Origin of the sequence: uncultured Stenotrophomonas sp., from assembly GCF_913778665.1 — a bacterium.
Lineage (GTDB): Bacteria > Pseudomonadota > Gammaproteobacteria > Xanthomonadales > Xanthomonadaceae > Stenotrophomonas.
This window is the reverse complement of record NZ_CAJYVQ010000001.1, coordinates 60,085-82,295: the sequence shown is the minus strand read 5'-3', so window position 1 is coordinate 82,295 and position 22,211 is coordinate 60,085. Positions and strand designations below refer to the sequence as shown.

Below are 22,211 nucleotides of genomic sequence, written 5' to 3'. Positions count from 1 at the left end.
CCACGAGTGCCGTATGGGAGGCTGTCGCACCGGTAGAGCCGAGCCCATGCGCGGCTGCCTTCGGGTCAGGCATCGTGGGCCCGGACGCATTGAGCCGAGCATGGCCTGGCTCTACAGGTGCCTAGCGGTAGTGCCGGCCGTAGACCGGCACCCCTGCGATCAGCCCAGAATCCCCGGCAGATCCAGCCCCTTTTGCTTTGCGCAGTCGATCGCGATCTCGTAGCCGGCATCGGCATGGCGCATCACGCCGGTCGCCGGGTCATTCCACAGCACGCGACCGATCCGCTTCGCCGCTGCGTCCGTGCCATCACAGACGATCACCATGCCCGCGTGCTGCGAGAACCCCATGCCCACACCACCGCCGTGGTGCAGCGACACCCAGGTCGCACCGCTGGCAGTGTTGAGCAGGGCGTTCAACAGCGGCCAGTCGGACACCGCATCGGAACCATCGGCCATCGCTTCGGTTTCGCGGTTCGGCGATGCCACGCTGCCGCTGTCCAGATGGTCACGGCCGATCACCACCGGCGCTTTCAGTTCACCGTTGGCGACCATCTCGTTGAAGGCCAGGCCGAGTCGATCACGGTCGCCCAGGCCGACCCAGCAGATGCGTGCCGGCAGGCCCTGGAACTTGATCTTCTCCGCGGCCATGTCCAGCCAGCGGTGCAGGTGCGGATTGTCCGGAATCAGCTCCTTGACCTTTGCATCGGTCTTGGCAATGTCTTCCGGATCGCCGCTCAGTGCCGCCCAGCGGAACGGGCCGATGCCGCGGCAGAACAGCGGGCGGATATAGGCCGGCACGAAACCCGGGAAATCGAAGGCATTTTCAACACCTTCCTCCAGCGCCATCTGCCGCAGGTTGTTGCCGTAGTCCACGGTCGGCACACCCAGTGCGTGGAAGCCGAGCATGGCGCGGATATGGTTGGCCATCGAGGCGCGCGCGGCTTTCTCCACTTCCTTGGGCGCGGATACACGCTTGTCGTCCCACTGCTCGACCGTCCAGCCCTGCGGCAGGTAGCCGTTCACCGGGTCATGCGCCGAGGTCTGGTCGGTCAGCAGGTCCGGCTTCACGCCGCGCTTGAGCAGCTCGGCCAGCACGTCGGCCACATTGCCGAGCAGGCCCACCGATTTCGGTGTGCCCGCCTTGCACGACTCGTCGATCAGGCGCAGCGCTTCGTCCAGGTTGTCGGTCCAGGTATCCAGGTAGCCGGTGCGCAGGCGCATGTCGATGCTGCTCTTGCGGCACTCGACGGCGAGGCAGGAAGCACCGGCCATCACGGCGGCCAGCGGCTGGGCGCCACCCATGCCGCCGAGCCCGCCGGTGAACAGCCATTTGCCGGTCAGGTCGCCGCCGAAGTGCTGGCGGCCCATTTCCACGAAGGTCTCGTAGGTGCCCTGCACGATGCCCTGTGCGCCGATGTAGATCCAGCTGCCGGCGGTCATCTGGCCGTACATGGCCAGGCCCTTCTTATCCAGCTCGTTGAAATGGTCCCAGTTGGCCCAGCGCGGCACCAGATTGGAATTGGCGATCAGCACGCGCGGCGCATCAGCATGGGTGCGGAACACGCCCACCGGCTTGCCCGACTGCACGAGCAGGGTCTGGTCATCGTCCAGGCGCTTGAGCGTTTCGACGATGGCATCGAAGCTCTCCCAGTCGCGCGCGGCGCGGCCGATGCCGCCGTACACCACCAGTTCCTGCGGGCGCTCAGCCACGTCCGGGTGCAGGTTGTTCATCAGCATGCGCAGCGGCGCTTCGGTCAGCCAGCTCTTGGCGTTGAGCGTGGTGCCGATCGGCGCGGCGATGGTGCGGGACGGGTCGTTGCGGGTCATGCGGCGCTCCGGTTCGTAGCGAATTCAAGGCAGGCGTTGAGCACCTGCGCCAGGGTGTGGCGCAGCGGTGCGGCGTGTTCGGGGTCGAGCGGGGTGGGCCAGCTGTGTTCGTCCACCTGATCGGGCAGCGGCTCGTGCATGTAGCCGCGGCAGGCCAGCTCCATCTGCAGCGTGTGTACGCCGCCGGCGATGTTGCTGTAGTGGCGGGTGATCCAGCCGCCCTTGAAACGGCCGTTGCGCACTTGGCTCATCCCGCTGATCTTCAGCAGGTTCTCCACCACATCGCTCAAGGCGTTGTCGCAGGACGTATCGGGCGCGCCGGACGGCCCGGCGGTACCGAGGTTGAACTGCGGCAGCTCCCCATCGAACAGGTGCGGGATATGCGAGCGGATCGAATGCGCGTCGTACACCACGACAGTGCCGAACTTCGCGCGCAGGCGCGTGATCTGCGCCGCCAGCGCATCATGGTAGGGCAGGAAATAGGTGTCGCGGCGGCGCGCGATCTCCGCCTCATTCGGCTCGCACCCGGCGTGGTACAGCGGCTGGTTGTCGAAGGTGGTCAGCGGGCACAGGCCGGTGGTGTTCTGGCCCGGGTACAGCGAGACACCACTGGGATCGCGGTTGAGGTCGATCACCGAACGCGAGATCGCCGAACGCACCGTGGTCGCGCCCATGCCGCGCACGAAGTCGTACAGCTCATGCACCCACCAGTCGGCATCGCGACGCGCCAGCCACGCCGAGTGGTAGTGGCCGATCAGGTCGTGCGGCAGTTCGCTGCCGGTGTGCGGGAAGCTGACGATCAACGGGGCATCGCCCTCGTGCACGGTCAGCCATTCGGGAAGGGCATTCATGCCTGCGGTTCCACGGTGGGCAGCAGCTCTCCTAGGCCCTGCGCCAGCGCGCCGCTGCGCACCAGATTCGTGGCGGTCACCATGTCCGGATGGAAGTAGCGGTCCTCTTCCAGCGTCGGCACCTGCGCACGCAGGGTGGCGCGCACGGCTTCCAGCGCGGCGCTGGAGCGCAGCGGTGCATGGAAGTCGCAGCCCTGCGCGGCGGCCAGCAGTTCGATGCCGATCACGTTGGCCGCGTTCTCGGCCATCTGCATCAGGCGGCGAGCGCCGTGCGCGGCCATCGAGACGTGGTCTTCCTGGTTGGCCGAGGTCGGGATCGAATCGACGCTGGCAGGGTAGGCGCGCTGCTTGTTTTCCGAGACCAGCGCGGCGGCGGTCACCTGCGGAATCATGAAGCCGGAATTCAGGCCCGGGCGCGGGGTCAGGAACGCCGGCAGGCCGGACAGCGCCGGGTCCACCAGCATCGCCAGGCGGCGCTCGCTGATCGAGCCGATCTCGCACACCGCCATCGCCAGCATGTCAGCAGCGAAGGCCACCGGCTCGGCGTGGAAGTTGCCGCCGGACAGCGCTTCGCCGGTATCGGTGAACACCAGCGGATTGTCGGACACGCCGTTGGCTTCGATTTCCAGGGTGGTCGCGGCCTGGCGCAGGATGTCCAGCGCCGCGCCCATCACCTGCGGCTGGCAGCGCAGGCAGTACGGATCCTGCACGCGCACGTCGTTGTCGCGGTGGGATTCGCGGATGTCCGAACCCTGCATCAGGGTGCGCAGCGTGGCGGCGGTGGCGATCTGACCGCGCTGGCCGCGGATGGCATGGATGCGCGGATCGAACGGGGTGTCCGAGCCCTTGGCCGCTTCCACCGACAGCGCGCCGGTGACCAGCGCCGCCTGGAACACGGTTTCGATTTCGAACAGACCGGCCAGCGCATAGGCGGTGGAGAACTGGGTGCCGTTGAGCAGCGCCAAGCCTTCCTTTGCGCCCAGTTCGATCGGCTGCAGGCCGGCACGCGCCAGTGCGTCGGTGGCCGGAAGACGCTGGTCAGCGATGAACGCTTCGCCGACGCCCAGCATCACGCTGGCCAGATGCGAGAGCGGCGCGAGGTCGCCCGAGGCGCCGACCGAACCCTGTGCCGGCACAACGGGCAGCACGCCCTTGACCAGCATCGCTTCGAGCAGCAGCAGGGTCTCCTCGCGCACGCCGGAAGCGCCCTGCGCCAGGCTGACCAGCTTCAGCGCCATCATCAGCCGCACCACGCTGGCCGGCATCGGCTCGCCCACCCCGGCAGCGTGCGATAGCACGATATTGCGCTGCAGGGTGGCCAGGTCCTCGCGCTCGATGCGCATGCTGGCCAGCTTGCCGAAGCCGGTGTTGATGCCATACACCGGCGCGCCCCTGGCGACGATGGCAGCGACGGCTGCGGCACTGGCGCGCACCGCCGGCAACGCGGCCGGGTCCAGCGACAGCGGGGCACCGCGATAGACCTGCCGCCACTGGGCGAGAGTGACATGGCCGGGGCGAAGAACCAGGGTGTTGCTCATGTGTTGCTCCAGGAGGCAGGCAGGTCGGGCTGACCGCGCACCACGCGCGCGTGCAGCGGATTGAATCCAATGCGATAGACCAGGTCGGCGGGGGCGTCGATGTCCCAGATCGCCAGGTCGCAGTCCATGCCGACGGCCAGGCGGCCGATGCGCTCACCATGGCCCAGCGCACGCGCCGCTTCACGGGTGAAGCCGGCGATGCACTCGTCCACGGTCAGGCGGAACAGAGTGGCGCCCATGTTCATCGCCAGCAGTGGGCTGGTCAGCGGCGAGGTGCCGGGGTTGCTGTCGGTGGCCAGCGCCAGCGGCACCCCGGCCGCGCGCAATGCGGCAATCGGCGGAAGGGTGGTATCGCGCGTGAAATAGAAGGCGCCGGGCAGCAGCACGGCGACGGTGCCGGCAGCGGCCATCGCGGCGATGCCGGCGTCATCCAGATGTTCGATATGGTCGGCGGAGAGCGCACCGAAGCCGGCGGCCAGTTCTGCGCCGTGCTGGTTGCTCAGTTGCTCGGCGTGGATCTTCACCGCCAGCCCGTTCGCGCGCGCCGCTTCGAACACCTGCCATGCCTGTGCGGGCGAGAACGCGATGTTCTCGCAGAACACGTCTACCGCTTCGGCCAGGCCCTCGGCGGCGATGGCCGGAATCATCACGTTGCACACCTCGTCGGTGTATTCCTGCGCCTCGCGACCCGGCGGAATCGCGTGCGCGCCGAGGAAGGTGGTGACCACGTTGACCCGGCATTCCTCGCCCAGTGCGCGCGCCACCTGCAGTTGCTTGCGCTCGTCGGCCAGGGTCAGGCCGTAGCCGGACTTGATCTCGATCGTGGTCACGCCTTCGGCGCGCATCGCCAGCAGGCGCGGGCGGCTTTCGCTGGCCAGCTGCTCGGGTGTGGCGGCGCGGGTGGCACGCACGGTGGAGACGATGCCACCGCCGGCGCGGGCGATCTCGGCGTAGCTGACGCCCTGCAGGCGCTGCTCGAATTCGTTGGCGCGGTTGCCCGCGTAGACCAGGTGGGTGTGGCAGTCGATCAGGCCCGGCGAGATCCAGCGCCCTTCACCGTCGATGCGGGTGGTCGGCTGCAGGTGCGCATCGCTGCCGGCGGCGCCGACGTGGACGATGCGTCCCTCGGTGCAGGCCAGTACGCCATCGCGGATGACACCCAGGCCCTCGCCATCGAGGGTGATCAGGTGGACGTTGGACCAGAGGGTATCGACGTGCATGGCATCCACAACGCGGCTGTGCTTATATGTCTATACAATATAGGCGTCCATTTCGGGTTGTCCAGCCATGTCCGATTCGCGTTCCCCGCACTGCTTCCATGCCGCCCACGCCCTGCTGGCCGAGGGCTGGGCCCGTGATGTCCGCCTGCAGGTGCAGGACGGCCGCATCGCCGCGATCAGCACCGGGCAGGGCGCGCAGGACGGTGATACCCGCGTTGGCTTGCTGGTGCCGGGCCTGCCCAACCTGCACAGCCACGCGTTCCAGCGCGGCATGGCCGGCCTGACCGAGATCGGCGGCGGCGACGGTGACAGCTTCTGGAGCTGGCGCGAGCTGATGTACCGCTTCCTGGCCCATCTGCGACCGGACGCGGTGCAGGCCATCGCCGCCCAGGCCTACATGGAAATGCTGGAAAGTGGCTTCACCCGCGTCGGCGAGTTCCATTACCTGCACCACGATGCCGACGGCCAACCGTATGCCGATCGTGCCGAGATGAGCACGCGCATCGCTGCCGCCGCCGCGCAGACCGGCATTGGCCTGACCCTGCTGCCGGTGTTCTACGCCCACGCCGATTTCGGTGGCGCGCCGCCGAATGCAGCGCAGCGCCGCCTGATCCACGATGTCGAGGGCTTCGCGCAGCTGCTTGACGCGGTGAAGCCAGCGTTGGCCGCGCTGCCCGATGCGGTGCTGGGCATCGCCCCGCACAGCCTGCGCGCGGTTACTGGCGAGGAGCTGGGCGCGCTGCTGCCGCTCACCGACGGCCCGGTGCATATCCATATCGCCGAGCAGGTGCGCGAAGTCGAGGCCTGCCTGGCCTGGAGCGGCCAGCGCCCGGTGCAGTGGCTGTACAACCATGCACCGGTGGATGCGCGCTGGTGCCTGGTGCACGCCACCCACATCACCGATGACGAGCGCGCGGCCATCGTGGCCAGCCGCGCTGTGGCCGGGCTGTGCCCGATCACCGAAGCCAACCTGGGCGACGGCCTGTTCCCGATGCAGCCTTTCGCGCGCGAGGGCGGCCGCTTCGGCGTTGGCTCCGATTCCAACGTGCTGATCGATGCCACCGAAGAGCTGCGCCTGCTTGAATACGGCCAGCGCCTGACCCTGCGCGGGCGCAACGTGCTGGCCCCGGATGCCCGCCGCAGCACCGGTCGTTTCCTGTTTGAAGGTGCACTGCACGGCGGCGCGCAAGCGCTGGGTGTGGCTGCCGGGCTGCAGGTCGGCCCCAGCGCCGATCTGGTTGAACTGGACGCCGCGCACCCCGCGCTTCGGGCGCGACAGGATGACGCATGGCTTGACAGCTGGGTGTTCGCCGCACGTAATGGCGCGCTGCGATCAGTCTGGCGGCATGGCCGCCAATGCGTGGCCGAAGGCCGCCACCTGCAGCGCGAGGCAATTACTACTGCCTTTGCCGCCGCCCTGAAGAGCGTGCTGGGCTGATCGCCTCCCGCCACCGAGATCCCATTACGTGAAGGCCAGCAAGTCCGCCACGCTCAACCAGCGCATCCGCAGCGATCTGGAAAGCCGCATCCTCAGCGGGGAGTGGGCGCCGGGATTCCGTATCCCTTACGAGCACGAGCTGATGGAGCAGTACGGTTGCTCGCGGATGACGGTGAACAAGGTGCTGACCGCACTGGCCGAGAGCGGGATGATCGAGCGCCGCCGCCGTGCAGGCTCGTTCGTGGCGCGGCAGCCGCCGCATCTTGAGCAGGTGGCGCTGGAGATCCCGGATATCGCCATGGAAGTCGGCTCGCGTGGGCATCAGTATGGCTACCGACTGCTGCAGCGCGAGCTGCGCCTGGCCGATGCCAGCGATGCCGGTGAAGTGGAGCTGGCGGGGCGGGAAGTGCTCCTGGCGATGCGCTGCCTGCACCTGGCCGATGGCCGCCCGCTGGCGCTGGAACATCGGCTGATCAGCCCGGTGGGCGTGCCCGAGGTGCTGGACATTGATTTCAACACCACGGCGCCGGGCAGCTGGCTGCTGCAGAACGTGTCGTGGACCCGCGCCCAGCACCGCATCAGCGCCTGGGGCGCAGACACCGCCAGCGCCAGGCTGCTGGACGTGAAGCCCGGCACCGCGTGCCTGGTGATCGAGCGCCTGACCTGGCGTGGCGAACAGCCGATCACCCGCGTGCGGCAGGTCTTCCTGGGAGATGCCTGGGACCTGGTGGCACGGTTCGCGCCGGGCGCGCGGTAGGGGTAAGCCGAGTTCCCCGGTCGATCCACGCCATGCGTGGATGCTGCCCCATCAGTACGTAGCGCACTGCCGCCAGCGCACCGGCTCGTCGACGCCGGGGCGGGCATTGAGCTGGATGCGCACGTTGCGTAGCGCGGGATAGTGCAGCACTTCCTCGCACACGCGTGGCCACACGGCTTCCAGTTCACCGGTGCGGTTGATCGCCAGGGTCTGCCGGGTCAGCCAGACGCCGCTGGCGATGCCGGGCTTGCCGGCCAGGGCGCGGGCCAGATCGGCCTGGAAGCGCTCCAGGGTGGCCGCATCCGGATTGGGATTGCTGCGTTCATCGGTGACCGCCGCCGTCGGCGTGGGCGCCGGAGTGGAGGGCGTTGCAGCTTCGCTCGCTTCGGGCGCTGCTTCGGCTGCAGCGGCATCCGCCGTCGAGGGGGCAGTCTCGACCGGCGCTGCGGCCACCGGCGCGGTGTTCTCCACATGCAGGCCCTGCAGGCCGAGCCCGACCAGCAGGCCCAGCGTCACCGAACCGAGCGCGGCAATCGCGATCCGGCGCAGCGCTTCGTGGCGTGCGCGGGTGCGCACGCGCGATTCGATGTCCGCTGGCAGGTAGGGTTGCAGCAACGGCCACAGGCGGGGGCCATCGAGGACTTCCACCGCCTGCTTCTCGGCAGCGCTGCGGCCATCGCGTTCGATGCGGCCTTCGGTCAGCAGCACGCCCCCCTTGGCGCCGGCCAGGCGCGCGGCGGCACCCAGTTCGTTCACCGCGGCGGTACCGATGCGATAGGCCAGGCCGTGCTTGCACGACACCAGCCAGGTGTTGGGGCCATCGCTGAGCAGGAAGTCACTGCTCGGCTCGCGGGATTCTTCCGTGGTGTCGCTGAGTTCATGCAGGCCACGCTGTTCGCGCAGCATGCGCCGGACCAGTACCGAGAATTCGCGCCAGTGCATGCCGGCCAGCGCCTGCAGGCCGAGTTGCATCTCCTTCTGCCGCCGTTTGATCCACCACAGATAGACAACGGCCAGGGAACAGGTAAACAGGGCCGACAACAGGGCCAGAATCCAGGGGAGCATGCAGGAGGTGCGCGAAAGCGGCGAGTGCGGAAGGCGACAGTGTAAAGGCCGCGTAGCCCCGCTGGGTCAGGAGGTTCCTGACAGGAAGCGTGATGGAGCGCTCAGATCGGTGCAGGCCGGGCACGAAAAACCCGCCAATCCTGAAGCCGTGAGGGGAGGGAACAAACGGCAGCCGAAGCGATTGGCGGGTTGCTCGCGATTTTCAATCAAAATTTATTGCATTGCAACAACGGGCGCTCAGGGCACGCTGTCCGGCGCCTGATGGCTGCCCGGCGCCGGTGCGTCAGAGCCCGATGCGGCCCGGGTTTCCAGCTTGGCCAGGCGTGCATGCAGGGCATCAATGCGGGCTTCCAGCGCGGTGATCTCATCGGCGGTGGGCACGTGCAGGCGCTTGAGCACGCCCTGGACCTGGTCGTCGAAGGCCTTTTCGACCTTGTTCCAGGTGCCGGAGGCCTTTTCGCGGGCTTCGTCCAGCGACGATTCCACGTTGTCGCGCCAACCGGGGCCCTGCTCGCCGGCGCGTTGACGGCGGCGCGACTCCCAGGCTTCGCCTTCCTTCACCAGTCCATCGAAGAATCGGCTGCCTTCGGCCTGGGCACGACCCAGCGCACCCAGCCCGGCGAGCCAGACCTGCTGCGCGGAGTCGCTCAACTTGCGCGAAAAACGCTCGGCCTGGTCGCCGAAGGCGGCGTCATCGTCGCGGTGGTCATCGTTTTGGTAGCGGTTCATCGCACTTCCCGTGGGAGTTGGACCTGCCCCGAGAGTAGCGCGCACGGGCGTTGCACGACCGTGATGGCCGGAGCCGAGATTCAGCCCAGCTTTTCCTTCAGCACGCGCTGGATCTCGCTTTCGACCATGCCTTTCATCGCCGACAGCAGGAAGCCCAGCTTGGCGGTCACGCGCACGGAACCCGGCTGCAGCTCGATGGCACCGTCCACGCCGCTGCCGGAGAAGTTCAGAACGTCGGCACTCCAGGACGACTTCAGGCCAAAGCGCTCGGACAGCTTGGCGGCGACCTGTTCGATCGCGGCGCGCGCCTGTACGTCGGGCAGGGCGTGGGCGTGGCGGACATCGATGGTGGACATGCAGGCTCCTGGCGCAGGGCGGGGATGATCAATGAGGGCGAGCATTGTGCGCATCGAGGGCCTTCGCGCCAAGCACTCATCGCCGGTTCTTCTGCGTTGGCGAGCAACCTGCTAGGCTGCGCCGCGTGCAGAACCTGCTTGTTCACTTCAGTCAACAACAACAGCCCGACCAGCCACTGCGGCCCGGGGTGCAGCGCATCGTGCGCCAGGCCAACGGCAGCGTTCGGCTGGGCGACGGTGGCAATGGCGCCCTGCTGCTGGCCCAGTTCTGCATGGATGATCGCGGCCTCTGGCTGCAGGTCGGCAACGGCATCCGTGGCATCCACGTGAACGGCCGCCCCGTGCGGCGCATGGCGCTGCTGCGTGCAGGCGATGCGGTGTACGTGGATGGCGTGGAAATGGTGCTGCAGGGCGAGGTCGAGAGCTTGCTGCAGGCGCCGGCGCCCAGGAACGAGGACGGCAGTGACGAGCAGCAGCGCCTGCTGCGCGGTGTCGGTGGCCTGCATCATGGGCGGGGTTTCACCCTGTCGCGGGCACGCGTGATCGGCCGTGGCAGCGAAGCGGACATCGCCATCGATGATCCGGCCTTCGCCGAACAGCATGCGCGGGTGGAAGTGCATGGTGAGCGCGTGCTTCTGCGCGACCTCGGCAGTGCCGACGGCACCCGCGTCAACGGCGTGGCCGTGCGCCACTGCTGGCTGCAGGCCGGCGATCAGCTGGTGTTCGATGGCCAGCATCGTTTCGTGCTGGAAGTGCCACATGATCCGCGCCGGCGACCGCTGCCGGTCGAGGATGAGTCCAGCCAGGACGTCGAGCAGGCGCCGGCCCTTCCGGCTGCACCGCGCCGGGTCCGGCGCTGGCCGTGGCTGCTGGCCAGCGCCTTGTTGCTGGCGGCGGTTCTCAGCCTGCTGCTCTGGTTCGGCGCACGCTGAGCCTTGCCTCCGCCGGGCGCGGCCCGGCGCGACCTCTGTGACGCGTGCCCACCCGCTTCCGATAGGTGCCGACCTCGGTCGGCGCGATCCCCGCAGGCCGACCAATGTTGGCAGCTAACGATGCACACCAGTGCCTGCAAATGGATTCCAATGAAACCAAATTTCCCTTGCGGCACAAGGCCGCAAGGCTGGTGCACTGCGGCATACTAGGGGTCTTGCCCCACAGGTGTGACATGACGCGCGCGTTCAACTTCAGTGCCGGCCCCGCGACCCTGCCGGAATCGGTCCTGCGCCAGGCGCAGGCGGAAATGCTGGACTGGCACGGGTCCGGCGCTTCGATCGTGGAAATGAGCCATCGCGGCGCGGAATTCATGTCCGTGGCCGCCGAGGCCGAGGCCGACCTGCGGCGCCTGCTCGACATCCCCGACGACTATGCGGTGCTGTTCCTGTCCGGTGGCGCCACCACCCAGCAGGCGCTGATCCCACTCAACTTCGCCAGCCCCGGCCAGCGTGCCGACTACGTGGTCAGCGGCCACTGGGGCAAGACCGCGGTCAAGCAGGCCGGGGTCTACGTCGACGTCAACATCGCCGCCAGCAGCGAGGCCGAGGGCTACCGCACGCTGCCGCCGCGCGCGGACTGGCAGCTTTCGCCTGATGCGGCCTACGTGCACATCACCGCCAACGAGACCATCCACGGTGTCGAGTTCCGTGATGTGCCAGACACCGGCAACGTCCCGCTGATTGCCGATTTCAGTTCGTCCATCGCCAGCGAGCCGCTGGATGTGCGCCGCTACGGCGTGATCTACGCCGGTGCGCAGAAGAACCTCGGTCCGGTCGGCATCGCGGTGATGATCATCCGCCGCGACCTGCTCGAGCGCAGTGGCCAGCCGCGCGCGGACATCTTCGATTACCGCTCGCACGTCGCCCGCGACTCGATGCTCAACACCCCCCCGACCTGGAACTGGTATCTGGCTGGCCTGGTGTTCAAGTGGATGCTGGCCGAGGGTGGGGTGGCAGAGTTCGCCAAGCGCAACGCCGCCAAGGCCGCGCTGGTGTACGCCGCCATCGACGGCTCCGGCGGCTTCTACCGCAATGAGGTCGCACATGCGGCCCGTTCGCGGATGAACATCCCGTTCTTCCTGCCCGATGCCGAACTCGACGCCCGCTTCGTGGCCCAAGCCAAGGCCACCGGCCTGCTTGCACTGAAGGGCCACAAGGTGGTCGGCGGTATCCGGGCCTCGCTGTACAACGCCATGCCGCTGGCCGGGGCCGAGGCGCTGGTCGCCTTCATGGCCGATTTCCAGCAGCGTCACGGTTGAGCAATGAATGGCGCGCACCGTCGGGTGCGTGCCCCGCAACAGGGAATTCCGATGGCAAGCAGCAAATCCAGCAAGAAGGCGCCGAAGAAGGCCGAACCGGCCAAGGACAGCGCCTCCACCACGGCCAAGGGCAAGAGCACGTCCAAGGCCGCGTCGAACCCGGCGCCCACCCTGGCGCCGCTGGCGCTGGCCGATGTGCGTTCGAAGATCGACCAGATCGACCGTGACATCCAGAACCTGATCGCCGAGCGTGCACGCTTCGCCCACCAGGTCGGCAAGGCCAAGGGCAAGCTGGCCGCCGCCGTCGACTACTACCGCCCCGAGCGCGAAGCACAGGTGCTGCGCATGGTGGTCGATCGCAACGAAGGCCCCCTCAGCGACGAGCTGCTGGTGCACGTCTACCGCGAGATCATGTCGGCCTGCCTGGCCCAGCAGGAGCCGCTGAAGATCGGCTACCTCGGCCCGGAAGGCACCTTCAGCCAGCAAGCCGTGCTCAAGCACTTCGGACGTTCCGCGCTGGGCCTGCCGATGGCCAGCATCGAGGAAGTGTTCCAGGAAGTGGAAGCGGGCAACGCCGATTTCGGCGTGGTGCCGGTGGAGAATTCAGGGCAGGGCACCATCCAGATCACCCTGGACATGTTCCTGACCTCGAACCTGAAGATCTGTGGCGAAGTGGAACTGCGCGTGCAGCAGTACCTGATGTCGCGCAGCGGCCGCATCGAGGACATCGAGCGCATCTACGCGCACCCGCAGTCGTTCATGCAGACCTCGGCATGGCTGCGTGCCAACCTGCCGAAGGCCGAAAAGATCCCGGTGTCGAGCAATGCCGAGGGTGCACGCCGTGCGCGCAACGCCGACGACGCGGCGGCCATCGGCGGCGAGAGCGCCGGCCATGTGTACGGCCTGAAGAAGGTCGTCACCAAGCCGATCCAGAACGATGCCGACAACACCACCCGTTTCCTGGTGGTGGGCCGCAACATCTTCCCAACCTCCGGCCACGATCGCACCTCCGTGCTGGTGTTCATCCATGACAAGCCCGGTGCGTTGTTCGACGTGCTCAGCCCGTTCGCCCGCCACGGCATCAGCATGAACCGCATCGAATCGCGCCCGTCGCACCACGGCAAGTGGGAGTACGGCTTCTTCATCGACCTGGCCGGCCATATCGACGACGCGCCGATGCAGGCCGCGCTGGCCGAACTGGAAGCGCACTCGGCGCAGATCAAGGTGCTCGGCTCCTATCCGGTGGCCGTACCCTGAGTGCTGCTGTCGCGGCGGCCGTGCCCGCTGCCCCTCTGATGCATCGCCGGCGTGGCCGGCGTTTACGGAATGATCGAACGATGAGCAACGCGCAACACTGGATTGCCCGCAAGGGCCAGCCGCTGCAGGGCAGCCTGACCATTCCCGGCGACAAGTCGGTCTCGCACCGTTCGGTGATGTTCGCCGCACTGGCAGATGGCACCTCGCATATCGACGGTTTCCTGGAAGGCGAAGACACCCGCGCCACCGCGCGCATCTTCAGCCAGCTCGGCGTGCGCATCGAAACGCCCAGTCCGTCGCAGCGCATCGTGCACGGCGTCGGCATCGATGGCCTGCAGGCGCCGGATGCGGCGCTGGACTGCGGCAACGCCGGCACCGGCATGCGCCTGCTGGCTGGCCTGCTGGCCGGCCAGGCCTTCGACTGCACGCTGATCGGCGACGAATCGCTGTCCGGTCGCCCGATGCGCCGCGTCACCGGCCCGCTGTCGCAGATGGGCGCGAAGATCGATACCGAGAGTGATGGCACGCCGCCGCTGCACGTGCATGGTGGTCAGTTGCTGCATGGCATCGACTTCGCCTCGCCGGTGGCCAGCGCGCAGATCAAGTCGGCGGTGCTGTTGGCCGGCCTGTACGCGCAGGGCGAAACCCAGGTGACCGAACCGCATCCGACCCGTGACTACACCGAGCGCATGCTGTCGGCGTTCGGCGTGGACATCGAGTTCTCACCGGGCAAGGCCCGCCTGCGTGGCGGCCAGCGCCTGCGCGCCACGGACATCGTGGTGCCGGCCGACTTCTCGTCTGCGGCATTCTACCTGGTGGCTGCCAGCATCATTCCCGGTTCCAAGTTGCGCCTGAAGCAGGTTGGCCTGAACCCGCGCCGCACCGGCCTGCTGCACGCGCTGCGCCTGATGGGCGCGGACATCACCGAAGAGAACCCCGCCGAGCAGGGCGGTGAGCCCGTCGCTGATCTGGTGGTGCGCTACGCCCCGCTGAAGGGCGCGCGGATTCCGGAGGTGCTGGTGCCGGACATGATCGACGAGTTCCCTGCGTTGTTCGTCGCTGCCGCCGCTGCCGAAGGCCAGACCGTGGTCAGCGGCGCGGCAGAGCTGCGGGTGAAGGAATCCGATCGCCTCGCTGCGATGGCCACCGGCCTGCGCGCGCTGGGCATGCAGGTGGACGAAACCGAAGACGGTGCCACCCTGCACGGCGGCGTGCGCCTGGGCAGCGGCACCATCGAAAGCCATGGCGACCATCGCATTGCCATGGCGTTCGCCATTGCCGGCCAGATCAGTGACGGCGAAGTGCGCATCAACGATATCGCCAACGTCGCCACCTCGTTCCCGGATTTCGACGGTCTGGCCCGCAGCGCCGGCTTCGATCTGGCCTGACCGCAAGGCTCTGGGGAGTCGAGCCATGCTTGACTCCATGGTGGACATCCTGAAGAGCCAAGCATGACTTGGCTCCACATTCGAAGCGCCAGAGAAAAGGACGGAGGCCGAAGCCTCCGTCTAAACATCACGAACCCCTCGTCCGCGATCAACGCTGCTCGGTACGGAAGTCCACCGGAACCCGCACCACACTGGCGACCGCACGGCCTTCATGCATGGCCGGCTGGAACTTCCAGTTCTGCACCGTGCTGAGAACCGCCCGATCCAGATCGCGGCTGCGCTCACCGCTGCGCGAGACGATCGCAGCGGTGGCGACATTGCCGCGGGTATCCACGTTCAGGCTGGCAATCACGCTGCCCTGCACGCCGCTGCGCAGCGCGGCCGGCGGGTAGGTCGGCATGCGGTTGCTGGCGAGCGGACGCGCCTCACGATTGCGCACCGTTGGCGCAGTCTTTCGCTGGCCCGGAGCCGGCGCCGCCTGGCGCGCTGCCGGTGCCGCTGCATCGGCTACGGGCGCCTCTGCGGGCGCCGACAGCAGGCGTTGGCCGACCGGTGCCGGTGCCACATCGTCCTCGCCGGAGTGACGCAGCCACAGCAACGCTGCAGCAAACATCGCCACGATCAGCGCAATCCACATCCAGGGCGACACAGGCTTGTGCTGCTCGCTGGATTCCTGCGGCAGGTGCGGCGAATGAAGGTCTTCGTGGGTGGTGGCAGTCATCGCTAACTCCTTCCGTCAATTGACGACGTGCAGAGTGTTGCGCGAGCCACGGACGAGAAGTGTCAGCGTTGCGTCAACGCCTCGCCAGGGTTCAGGTTGCCTGCCGGGAAGCGTTCAGTTACTGCGTCTTGAAGTCGAACGGCACTTCAATGCTGCCCGGTACGGCCTGGCCGTTGCTCTGTGCCGGAGTGAAGCGCCAGCGGCGCACGGCATCGGTGGCGGCACGGTCGAGCTCGCGTGAGCCGCTGCGCTGGATGACGGTGGCGTTGTTCGGGTAGCCGGTGGCGTCCACGTCCACCCGCACCACCACGGTGCCGGTTGCGCCGGCACGTAGCGCGGCGGCGGGGTAGGACGGCGGCGGCGACTGGTTGGCGATTGGCATCGGCTGGCTGTTGCCACCGGCGGCCGGGGCCTGGGTGGGCGCGGCCGGGGGCGTTTCAGGCAGCGGGGCCGGGGGCGGCGGGGCGGTTTCCACCAGCTTCGGCGCATCTTCCTCCACCGGTGCCGGCTTGGCATCAGGCATGTCGCTGGAGCCGGCCGCTGCGGCCAGCGGTTCCGGCAGCGGCTCGATCTGGGCGGTCTCCTGCGGCGTCTGCGCGGCCGGGTCGGCGCGGAAGAATTCCTTGTCGCGGCCGGTCAGCCAGACCACCACGAACAGCAGCACGCCCACGCCGAAGGCGATGCCGGCGATCTTCAGGGCGTTGCGCGGGATATGCACGGTAAACGACTTCGCGGACGACGAGCGGGGTGCAGACATGGACCGGACCAGTACGGAATGCCCCGATTCTGCCACGGCGGGAATGAACCAGGCGGCAGAAATCCGTATAACAAGCGATAATCCCATCCCTGATACCCACCACGACACCTGCCATGCTTGATCCAGCCCTGCTCCGCCACCAGCCCGCCGACCTCGCCGAACGCCTGCGCGCCAGCCGCGGCTTCGAGCTCGACGTGTCTGCCCTGGAGTCCCTGGAGGCTGATCGCAAGCGCATCCAGGTGCGGACCCAGGAACTGCAGAGCCTGCGCAACAGCCGTTCCAAGGCCATTGGCCAGGCCAAGGCCAAGGGCGAGGACGTCTCGGCGATCATGGCCGAGGTCGCTGCCTTCGCCGACGAGCTGAAGGCCTCGGAAGTGGCGCTGGACGCGCTGCGCGAGAAGATCGACACGATCTCGATGGGCATCCCGAACATTCCGGCCGATGACGTGCCAGCCGGTGCTGACGAGAACGACAACGTCGAACAGGCGCGTTGGGGCACGCCCCGCCAGTTCGATTTCAAGGTGCTGGACCACGTTGAGCTCGGTGCACGCAACAAGTGGCTCGATGGCGAGACCGCGGCCAAGCTGTCCGGATCGCGCTTCACCGTGCTGCGCGGCCCGCTGGCTCGACTGCACCGTGCCCTGGCCCAGTTCATGCTCGACCTGCACAGCGGCGAGCATGAGTACCAGGAAACCAACGTGCCGGTGATCGTCAACGCTGACAGCCTGTACGGCACCGGCCAGCTGCCCAAGTTCGAAGAAGACATGTTCATCACCCAGCTGGGTGAGCAGAAGCGTTACCTGATCTCGACCTCGGAAATCTCGCTGACCAACATCGCCCGCGACGAGATCCTCGACGCCGAGCGCCTGCCGCTGCGCATGACCGCGCACTCGCTGTGCTTCCGTTCCGAAGCCGGCAGCGGTGGCCGCGACGTGCGCGGCATGATCCGCCAGCACCAGTTCGAGAAGGTCGAGCTGGTCTCGATCAGCCGCCCGGAAGACAGCGACGCCGAGCACCAGCGCATGACCCGCTGTGCCGAAGTGGTGCTGGAAAAGCTGGGCCTGCCGTACCGCAAGGTGCTGCTGTGCACTGGCGACATGGGCTTCTCGGCGATCAAGACCTACGACCTGGAAGTCTGGCTGCCGTCGCAGGAAACCTACCGCGAGATCTCCTCGTGCTCGAACTGTGGCGACTTCCAGGCCCGCCGCATGCAGGCCCGCTGGCGCAATCCGACCACCGGCAAGCCGGAGCTGGTGCACACCCTGAACGGCTCGGGCGTGGCGGTCGGCCGCGCGATGATCGCGGTGATGGAGAACTACCAGAACGCCGATGGCACCATCACCGTGCCGGACGTGCTGCGGCCGTACATGGGTGGCGTCGAAACCATCGGTTGAACCCGGTAGCGCCGGGCCATGCCCGGCGGGTGTGGGGTCAGATTCCCTTTCCGAAGGAAAGGGCTCTGACCCAGTCCGTGGTTCACCCCAAAACCCGAACCTTCTCCCACGGCACCCACCCGGGCTCGCCCGTCTCCGGCACGCACCATGCCCATCCATTGAGCGTGCGAACTCCGCTTAGCACCTGCCCCGGATCCACATCCAGCTCCCGCGCGCAGTAATCCTCCGTGGCAAACGCGCCACCCTGCGCATCGCGCCCGATCACCGGCGCCGGCACGAACCCTGGTTCCTGCCCCTCGGCCTGGCACAGAAACCAGTCCTCCCAGCCCTCAGGCCCCTCATAACGCTCGCCCACCACCAGCGCCTGCCCGCGGCGCAGGGTGATCGGGTGCGGAAATTCGCTGCGGTGTGCAGCCGTCACGATGTAGTCCATAACCCCCAGGCTACCGCCCCCGCACAACAAAAAAACGGCCCCGCAATGCGGAGCCGTTGGGATGGGCCGGGATGGGGGAGGGGCTCCCGGCCCGCAGTCAGCGCCCCGACGAGGAGGGGGGAGGACGCCGATCGCTGGAACGCGGTACTTACGCAGCCACTTCTTCGGCAGCGTGCGACGGCAGGGCCGACAGCGCGCCGGCAATGGCGTCTTCGCGGTGCTTCGGCGAGTAGGCGATGCCCTCCGCACGGACGAACTCGACGTTGTCGATGCCCATGAAGGCGAACACCTGGCGCAGGAAGGGCTCCTGGAAGTCAGCCGGCGAATCGGTGTAGATGCCGCCGCGGGCGCTCACCACGATCACGCGCTTGCCACCGGCCAGGCCCACCGGGCCGTTCTCGGTGTACTTGAAGGTGCGGCCGGCGACGGCAACGCGGTCGATCCAGGCCTTCAGGGTGGACGGGATGCTGAAGTTGTACATCGGCGCGCCGATGACCAGGATGTCGGCGGCCAGGAACTGCTGCATCACCTGCTCAGCGTCGGTCGCCTCGGCGGGATCGACACCGGCCAGCGAACTGCTGCGCAGATGAGGTACCGGATTGGCGTCAAGATCGCGATAATCGACCTGCAGGCCGTCGATCTGGCTCTTGAACTGGGCGACCACGGCAGCGGTCAGCTGGCGGGACACGGAATTGTCGCCAAGCACGCTGGCGTCGAGATGCAGAAGCTTCATGGCAGTCACCTATGTTCTGTAAGGAAGGGGCGGTGTTTGCCGCCGACGGAGAGAACGATAGGTTGTTGCACGGGCGGGATAAAGGTGGTTCAATGCCACGAATTGTTCTAGATATGGAACTCGGGTATGCATGACCTGAATGACCTGTACTACTTCGCCATGGTCGTGGACCACGGCGGTTTCGCTGCCGCCGAACGTGCCCTGGGCATCCCCAAATCGCGCCTGAGCCGCCGTATCAGCCAGCTTGAGACCGACTTGGGCGTGCGCCTGCTGCAGCGTTCCACGCGCCGCTTCGCCGTTACCGACGTCGGCACCAGCGTGCACCGCCACGCGCAGACCATGCTGGCCGAGGCCCAGGCCGCGCGCGAGGTGGTCGACCGCCTCAGCGCCGAGCCGCGTGGCGTCGTGCGCGCCAGCGTGCCCGTGTCGCTGGCGCAGATGCAGCTGCCCAAGCTACTGCCCAAGTTCCTCGAGCAGTATCCCAAGGTCCGCCTGCAGCTGAACATCAGCAACCGCCGCGTGGACATCATCAATGAAGGCTACGATGTGGCCCTGCGCGTGCGTTCGCGGCTGGACGACGACGGCAGCCTGGTGATGCGCAGCTTCGGCCAGGTGCAGGAACTGCTGGTGGCGAGCCCGAAGTACCTGGACCGTGCCGGCCGCCCGAAGGACCCGGAGGAGCTGACCCAGCACGTCACCCTCAGCATCAGCGAAGACGAAGCGCGCCAGCGCTGGGAGCTGCATGGCCCGGAAGGCGAAGTGCGCCGGGTCGACCTGCAGCCGCGCGTGGCCGGTTTCGATTTCCCGCTGCTGCAGAGCATGGTCAAGGACGGTTTCGGCATCACCATGCTGCCGGAAACCGTGTGCGCCGATGCCGTGCGCAATGGCGAGCTGGAAGTGGTGCTGCCGGACTGGTCGCTGCCGCAGGGCGTATGCCATGCCGTGTTCGCCTCGCGTCGCGGCCTGCTGCCGGCGGTGCGCGTGTTCATCGACTTCCTGGCCGAGCACCTGCCCCCGCAGCTGGAGGCCTCGCGCCTGCATTGCGATGGTGCCTGCGAGAAGGCCAAGGAGCGGATCAAGGCCAGTGCGCTGGGAGCGCTGGCGGTGGATGCCGGCTGATCGATATCAACGGCCGCGCCGGGCCATGCCCGGCGTTGCTGTGTCCGGCGCCGATCATTTCCGCCCGAACAACCGGTCCCAGAAGCTGCGTCGCGGGTGTGGTTCCGGAGCTGGCTGGACTGCAATGACCGGCGCCTCCAGAACTGCCATCAATGCCGTGCTGCGCGGTCTCTTGAGGAAACGCGCGTACTCCAGATAGCTGGTCACCTTGCTCATGTGCAGGCGCTCGGGCAGTGCCGGCAGCGCGCCGCCTTGCAGCAGCACCTGCAAGGCCTGTGGCCGGTCCAGGCGGATCGCCTCAAGCAACGCGGTACCGCCGCAGCCGGGCTCGATCTGGTTGGCGCGCTGCGGCGCATCCTTCAGCAGTTCACGCAGGGCATCGGCGTCGTCGCGTTCCACTGCGGCCACCAGTCGCGCCAGGGCCTCCGCTTCTGCAGCGGGCAGGCTATCGCGGTAGGCCTGATCGGCAATCTCGCGCTCGTCGCGCCCGTCACCACCCTCGATGCACAGGAAATCGGTGACCAGTGCCACCGGATGGCCTGACGTATCCAGCGCCCAGTAGCTGGGATACACGCCATCGCCCCAGCCGCTGGTGAACACCACCAGTCCGTGCGGCGAGCCCTCGCCCCAGGGGCGATACTCGGCACCGTGATCCAGGCCCTCGTGGTCGATCAGGGCATCCGACCACGCGCTTTCGTCGTCGCCATCGGCGCGTTCGATCAGCGCCAACAGTGCCTGCTGAGTGTCGGTGTCCATGAAGCAGCCGATGCCCGCGTCGACCGGATAGCCGATGAAGCTGTCTTCATCGAGTCCGGTCAGGTCCTGCGTGGTCCAGCGCGCCATCTGCCAGTGCAGGGCGGACGCGGTGAGCGCCTTGCGCGGTGTGAACCAGGCCACGGCCAGCGCCGGGCGCCCGCTGTGGACGATGATCTCCACCGGATGCCGCCCGACCGGAGCGGTGTAGTCGGCCAGCGCAGGCGCGTCGGCCTGGACCAGCGGATCGCAGACCACCAGCTGCCCGCTACTGACCGGCAGATGGCCGGCGAACGTGCGGTGCAGGGCCACTGCGGCCAGCTGGGCATCGTCCAGCAGGGTGGTGCGCAGGTTGGCCAGATCGAGGTGAGCCATGGGGGCTCCGGTTGCGGTGAAGGCCCCACCGTGCCGCATGCGGAGGGCGGGGGCAAGGTGGTCTTGGGCAAACGCCCTTCACGTGCGAGAATACGCCGCTGCCCGGGCGACCGGGACCCGATTGGAGAGATGGCCGAGCGGTTTAAGGCACCGGTCTTGAAAACCGGCGAAGGGTTAAACCTTCCGTGGGTTCGAATCCCACTCTCTCCGCCAGTCCTTGCAAAAAGCTCTTGGAAACAGGGGCTTTTTCGTTTCTACAGCCTTCGCTGCCCGCCCGCTTACCCACTCACCTGCAAAGGTCGGTTCTGCGCGATCTGCCGCCGAACCCAGTCCTGCACCTCGGATTGCATCCAGAGTGCCCGGCGACCGATGCGACAGAGCGCTGGAAACGGCCGGCGTTGATTTCTCCGTAGATAAAGGGGGGGGGCTCCCGGTCATCTGGCGCGCGCGATCGAGCGACGGCAGCACTGGAAGCGAGTATCGAGCACGCTCGCTCCGGGCGAAGCAGCGACTTGCCGCTTGTGAGGTTGCGTACGGGTACAGCGGTGAGCGGCGGGCCAGCCGCCAGACTGGATGCTGTTGGCTTTCCGCATTCAGCTGTACAGTGGCGCATGTCCTCTATCGTGCTCGGCACATGACTATTCGTGGCTGTCATAGAACCCTGCGCGGATTTCACGATGGCTACCGTTTCGTGCTGACCATCACCAGCGCCGACCACCAGGTGTTCTCATACACAGCTGCCGTTGACGGCGTCGAAGTTGAGTTGCGGCCCGAGGGGCTGATCCGCAGCAAGGGGGACGCCATGCAGCTCGGCATGGCTGCGGTTGAGCGCCACGTGGCGGGCCTCGCGTCCAAGCGCTGAAGACGCGCTGGTGGGAGCCTTGGCCGCCGCACTGCGCGAGGGGAAAGCAGTCATTCAAGATCTAGGGCCGATCTAGGTCGTCTGGCGTCAGCCCTGCCAGCGCCAGGATCCTATCCCTTCTCATCTGCTCACCCCAGAGGATCCATGCTTGATCGACGGTCAATATCCCCGTCGTATTGCAGGCCGGGCACGTCAGCTGCACGCCACTCTCGGTATCTGAGAGCCCACAGCCGCGCGACATGCGCGATTCGTCCCCGCATGCGCCACACTTCACCTGGAGAGTGTCGATTCGGTCGATCGTGCCATTCAGGCGCAGCAATGGGCGGATCCTAAGGACCCGGAAAGCAGTTGAGGGTGTCATGTGTCTTGCCTGTAGGAGGCTAGACA

At 67.3% G+C, this 22,211-nt stretch carries 21 protein-coding genes and 1 tRNA gene; 10 read left to right on the top strand and 12 right to left on the bottom strand.

Annotated elements, in window-relative coordinates:
- Positions 1 to 159: 159 nt before the first annotated feature.
- Genes hutU through hutI form a run of 4 tightly spaced genes read right to left on the bottom strand, consistent with a single transcriptional unit; the run spans position 160 to position 5,436 of the window.
- The gene (gene hutU, locus QZ853_RS00445; protein WP_295569854.1) at positions 160 to 1,827 is read right to left on the bottom strand and encodes a urocanate hydratase; all 1,668 of its coding nucleotides are present in this window, start codon (positions 1,825 to 1,827) and stop codon (positions 160 to 162) included.
- On the bottom strand, positions 1,824 to 2,678 hold the full coding sequence (hutG, locus tag QZ853_RS00440) for an N-formylglutamate deformylase (protein WP_295569852.1): 855 nt from the start codon (positions 2,676 to 2,678) through the stop codon (positions 1,824 to 1,826). Before hutG ends, hutU begins: the two co-directional genes overlap by 4 nt.
- Positions 2,675 to 4,216 carry a histidine ammonia-lyase gene (hutH, locus tag QZ853_RS00435; protein ID WP_295569850.1) on the bottom strand — a complete coding sequence of 514 codons (1,542 nt, stop codon included), beginning with the start codon at positions 4,214 to 4,216 and terminating at the stop codon, positions 2,675 to 2,677. Before hutH ends, hutG begins: the two co-directional genes overlap by 4 nt.
- Complete coding sequence (gene hutI, locus QZ853_RS00430; protein ID WP_295569848.1) at positions 4,213 to 5,436, bottom strand: imidazolonepropionase; 1,224 nt, start codon at positions 5,434 to 5,436, stop codon at positions 4,213 to 4,215. Before hutI ends, hutH begins: the two co-directional genes overlap by 4 nt.
- Positions 5,437 to 5,503: 67 nt before the next feature.
- Here hutI and QZ853_RS00425 point away from each other — a divergent pair, with 67 nt between their 5' ends.
- Positions 5,504 to 6,874: a formimidoylglutamate deiminase gene (locus QZ853_RS00425; RefSeq protein ID WP_295569845.1), complete on the top strand. Its 1,371-nt coding sequence runs from the start codon at positions 5,504 to 5,506 to the stop codon at positions 6,872 to 6,874.
- 28 nt (positions 6,875 to 6,902) lie between these two features.
- Positions 6,903 to 7,631 (top strand): histidine utilization repressor, encoded by a 729-nt coding sequence (gene hutC / locus QZ853_RS00420; RefSeq protein ID WP_295569844.1) that lies wholly within the window; start codon positions 6,903 to 6,905, stop codon positions 7,629 to 7,631.
- A gap of 51 nt (positions 7,632 to 7,682) precedes the next feature.
- On the opposite strand, the gene QZ853_RS00415 is transcribed toward hutC, so the two are convergent.
- The 3 genes from QZ853_RS00415 to QZ853_RS00405 all read right to left on the bottom strand — a co-directional run bounded on the left by QZ853_RS00415 (position 7,683) and on the right by QZ853_RS00405 (position 9,781).
- The gene (locus QZ853_RS00415; RefSeq protein ID WP_295569842.1) at positions 7,683 to 8,696 is read right to left on the bottom strand and encodes a restriction endonuclease; all 1,014 of its coding nucleotides are present in this window, start codon (positions 8,694 to 8,696) and stop codon (positions 7,683 to 7,685) included.
- 237 nt (positions 8,697 to 8,933) lie between these two features.
- Positions 8,934 to 9,425, bottom strand: a complete 492-nt coding sequence (locus QZ853_RS00410; protein WP_295569840.1) for a phasin family protein — start codon at positions 9,423 to 9,425, stop codon at positions 8,934 to 8,936.
- A gap of 80 nt (positions 9,426 to 9,505) precedes the next feature.
- Positions 9,506 to 9,781, bottom strand: a complete 276-nt coding sequence (locus tag QZ853_RS00405) for a polyhydroxyalkanoic acid system family protein (protein WP_295569838.1) — start codon at positions 9,779 to 9,781, stop codon at positions 9,506 to 9,508.
- Between the two features lie 125 nt (positions 9,782 to 9,906).
- On the opposite strand from QZ853_RS00405, the gene QZ853_RS00400 reads away from it, so the two are divergent.
- The 4 genes from QZ853_RS00400 (at position 9,907) to aroA (ending at position 14,677) form a co-directional block, all read left to right on the top strand.
- The gene (locus QZ853_RS00400) at positions 9,907 to 10,713 is read left to right on the top strand and encodes an FHA domain-containing protein (RefSeq protein WP_295569836.1); all 807 of its coding nucleotides are present in this window, start codon (positions 9,907 to 9,909) and stop codon (positions 10,711 to 10,713) included.
- A 233-nt stretch (positions 10,714 to 10,946) separates the two neighbouring features.
- On the top strand, positions 10,947 to 12,032 hold the full coding sequence (gene serC, locus QZ853_RS00395; RefSeq protein WP_295569833.1) for a 3-phosphoserine/phosphohydroxythreonine transaminase: 1,086 nt from the start codon (positions 10,947 to 10,949) through the stop codon (positions 12,030 to 12,032).
- A gap of 45 nt (positions 12,033 to 12,077) precedes the next feature.
- Entirely contained in the window at positions 12,078 to 13,289 is a 1,212-nt protein-coding gene (pheA, locus tag QZ853_RS00390) for a prephenate dehydratase (RefSeq protein ID WP_295569953.1), read from the top strand.
- An 80-nt stretch (positions 13,290 to 13,369) separates the two neighbouring features.
- Positions 13,370 to 14,677 (top strand): 3-phosphoshikimate 1-carboxyvinyltransferase, encoded by a 1,308-nt coding sequence (aroA, locus tag QZ853_RS00385; RefSeq protein WP_295569831.1) that lies wholly within the window; start codon positions 13,370 to 13,372, stop codon positions 14,675 to 14,677.
- A gap of 148 nt (positions 14,678 to 14,825) precedes the next feature.
- On the opposite strand, the gene QZ853_RS00380 is transcribed toward aroA, so the two are convergent.
- On the bottom strand, positions 14,826 to 15,398 hold the full coding sequence (locus QZ853_RS00380; RefSeq protein WP_295569829.1) for an energy transducer TonB: 573 nt from the start codon (positions 15,396 to 15,398) through the stop codon (positions 14,826 to 14,828).
- 118 nt (positions 15,399 to 15,516) lie between these two features.
- A complete protein-coding gene (locus QZ853_RS00375; RefSeq protein WP_295569827.1) occupies positions 15,517 to 16,155 on the bottom strand; it encodes an energy transducer TonB in 639 nt (212 codons plus the stop codon).
- 113 nt (positions 16,156 to 16,268) lie between these two features.
- Between QZ853_RS00375 and serS the strand changes: the two genes are divergently transcribed.
- Positions 16,269 to 17,549 (top strand): serine--tRNA ligase, encoded by a 1,281-nt coding sequence (serS, locus tag QZ853_RS00370; protein ID WP_295569825.1) that lies wholly within the window; start codon positions 16,269 to 16,271, stop codon positions 17,547 to 17,549.
- Positions 17,550 to 17,631: 82 nt separating this feature from the next.
- Here the strand turns inward: serS and QZ853_RS00365 are convergent, their stop codons facing one another.
- Both QZ853_RS00365 and QZ853_RS00360 read right to left on the bottom strand, forming a co-directional pair.
- Positions 17,632 to 17,982: a ligand-binding protein SH3 gene (locus tag QZ853_RS00365; protein WP_295569822.1), complete on the bottom strand. Its 351-nt coding sequence runs from the start codon at positions 17,980 to 17,982 to the stop codon at positions 17,632 to 17,634.
- Between the two features lie 148 nt (positions 17,983 to 18,130).
- The gene (locus QZ853_RS00360; protein WP_295569819.1) at positions 18,131 to 18,715 is read right to left on the bottom strand and encodes an NAD(P)H-dependent oxidoreductase; all 585 of its coding nucleotides are present in this window, start codon (positions 18,713 to 18,715) and stop codon (positions 18,131 to 18,133) included.
- 126 nt (positions 18,716 to 18,841) lie between these two features.
- On the opposite strand from QZ853_RS00360, the gene QZ853_RS00355 reads away from it, so the two are divergent.
- Positions 18,842 to 19,834 carry a LysR family transcriptional regulator gene (locus QZ853_RS00355; RefSeq protein WP_049429058.1) on the top strand — a complete coding sequence of 331 codons (993 nt, stop codon included), beginning with the start codon at positions 18,842 to 18,844 and terminating at the stop codon, positions 19,832 to 19,834.
- Positions 19,835 to 19,888: 54 nt separating this feature from the next.
- Here QZ853_RS00355 and QZ853_RS00350 read toward each other — a convergent pair whose 3' ends face one another.
- Positions 19,889 to 20,962 carry a DUF4241 domain-containing protein gene (locus QZ853_RS00350; RefSeq protein ID WP_295569816.1) on the bottom strand — a complete coding sequence of 358 codons (1,074 nt, stop codon included), beginning with the start codon at positions 20,960 to 20,962 and terminating at the stop codon, positions 19,889 to 19,891.
- 123 nt (positions 20,963 to 21,085) lie between these two features.
- On the opposite strand from QZ853_RS00350, the gene QZ853_RS00345 reads away from it, so the two are divergent.
- Both QZ853_RS00345 and QZ853_RS00340 read left to right on the top strand, forming a co-directional pair.
- A tRNA-Ser gene (locus tag QZ853_RS00345) sits at positions 21,086 to 21,175 on the top strand.
- A gap of 421 nt (positions 21,176 to 21,596) precedes the next feature.
- Positions 21,597 to 21,824: a hypothetical protein gene (locus QZ853_RS00340; protein ID WP_295569814.1), complete on the top strand. Its 228-nt coding sequence runs from the start codon at positions 21,597 to 21,599 to the stop codon at positions 21,822 to 21,824.
- The last annotated feature ends 387 nt before the right edge of the window (positions 21,825 to 22,211 follow it).

Bases quoted from the DNA above. Each gene is read 5' to 3' on its own strand.
- hutU (WP_295569854.1), bottom strand. From the start codon at position 1,827: ATGACCCGCAACGACCCGTCCCGCACCATCGCCGCGCCGATCGGCACC.
- hutG (WP_295569852.1), bottom strand. From the start codon at position 2,678: ATGAATGCCCTTCCCGAATGGCTGACCGTGCACGAGGGCGATGCCCCG.
- hutH (WP_295569850.1), bottom strand. From the start codon at position 4,216: ATGAGCAACACCCTGGTTCTTCGCCCCGGCCATGTCACTCTCGCCCAG.
- hutI (WP_295569848.1), bottom strand. From the start codon at position 5,436: ATGCACGTCGATACCCTCTGGTCCAACGTCCACCTGATCACCCTCGAT.
- QZ853_RS00425 (WP_295569845.1), top strand. From the start codon at position 5,504: ATGTCCGATTCGCGTTCCCCGCACTGCTTCCATGCCGCCCACGCCCTG.
- QZ853_RS00415 (WP_295569842.1), bottom strand. From the start codon at position 8,696: ATGCTCCCCTGGATTCTGGCCCTGTTGTCGGCCCTGTTTACCTGTTCC.
- QZ853_RS00410 (WP_295569840.1), bottom strand. From the start codon at position 9,425: ATGAACCGCTACCAAAACGATGACCACCGCGACGATGACGCCGCCTTC.
- QZ853_RS00405 (WP_295569838.1), bottom strand. From the start codon at position 9,781: ATGTCCACCATCGATGTCCGCCACGCCCACGCCCTGCCCGACGTACAG.
- serC (WP_295569833.1), top strand. From the start codon at position 10,947: ATGACGCGCGCGTTCAACTTCAGTGCCGGCCCCGCGACCCTGCCGGAA.
- aroA (WP_295569831.1), top strand. From the start codon at position 13,370: ATGAGCAACGCGCAACACTGGATTGCCCGCAAGGGCCAGCCGCTGCAG.
- QZ853_RS00380 (WP_295569829.1), bottom strand. From the start codon at position 15,398: ATGACTGCCACCACCCACGAAGACCTTCATTCGCCGCACCTGCCGCAG.
- QZ853_RS00375 (WP_295569827.1), bottom strand. From the start codon at position 16,155: ATGTCTGCACCCCGCTCGTCGTCCGCGAAGTCGTTTACCGTGCATATC.
- serS (WP_295569825.1), top strand. From the start codon at position 16,269: ATGCTTGATCCAGCCCTGCTCCGCCACCAGCCCGCCGACCTCGCCGAA.
- QZ853_RS00365 (WP_295569822.1), bottom strand. From the start codon at position 17,982: ATGGACTACATCGTGACGGCTGCACACCGCAGCGAATTTCCGCACCCG.
- QZ853_RS00360 (WP_295569819.1), bottom strand. From the start codon at position 18,715: ATGAAGCTTCTGCATCTCGACGCCAGCGTGCTTGGCGACAATTCCGTG.
- QZ853_RS00355 (WP_049429058.1), top strand. From the start codon at position 18,842: ATGCATGACCTGAATGACCTGTACTACTTCGCCATGGTCGTGGACCAC.
- QZ853_RS00350 (WP_295569816.1), bottom strand. From the start codon at position 20,962: ATGGCTCACCTCGATCTGGCCAACCTGCGCACCACCCTGCTGGACGAT.
- QZ853_RS00340 (WP_295569814.1), top strand. From the start codon at position 21,597: ATGACTATTCGTGGCTGTCATAGAACCCTGCGCGGATTTCACGATGGC.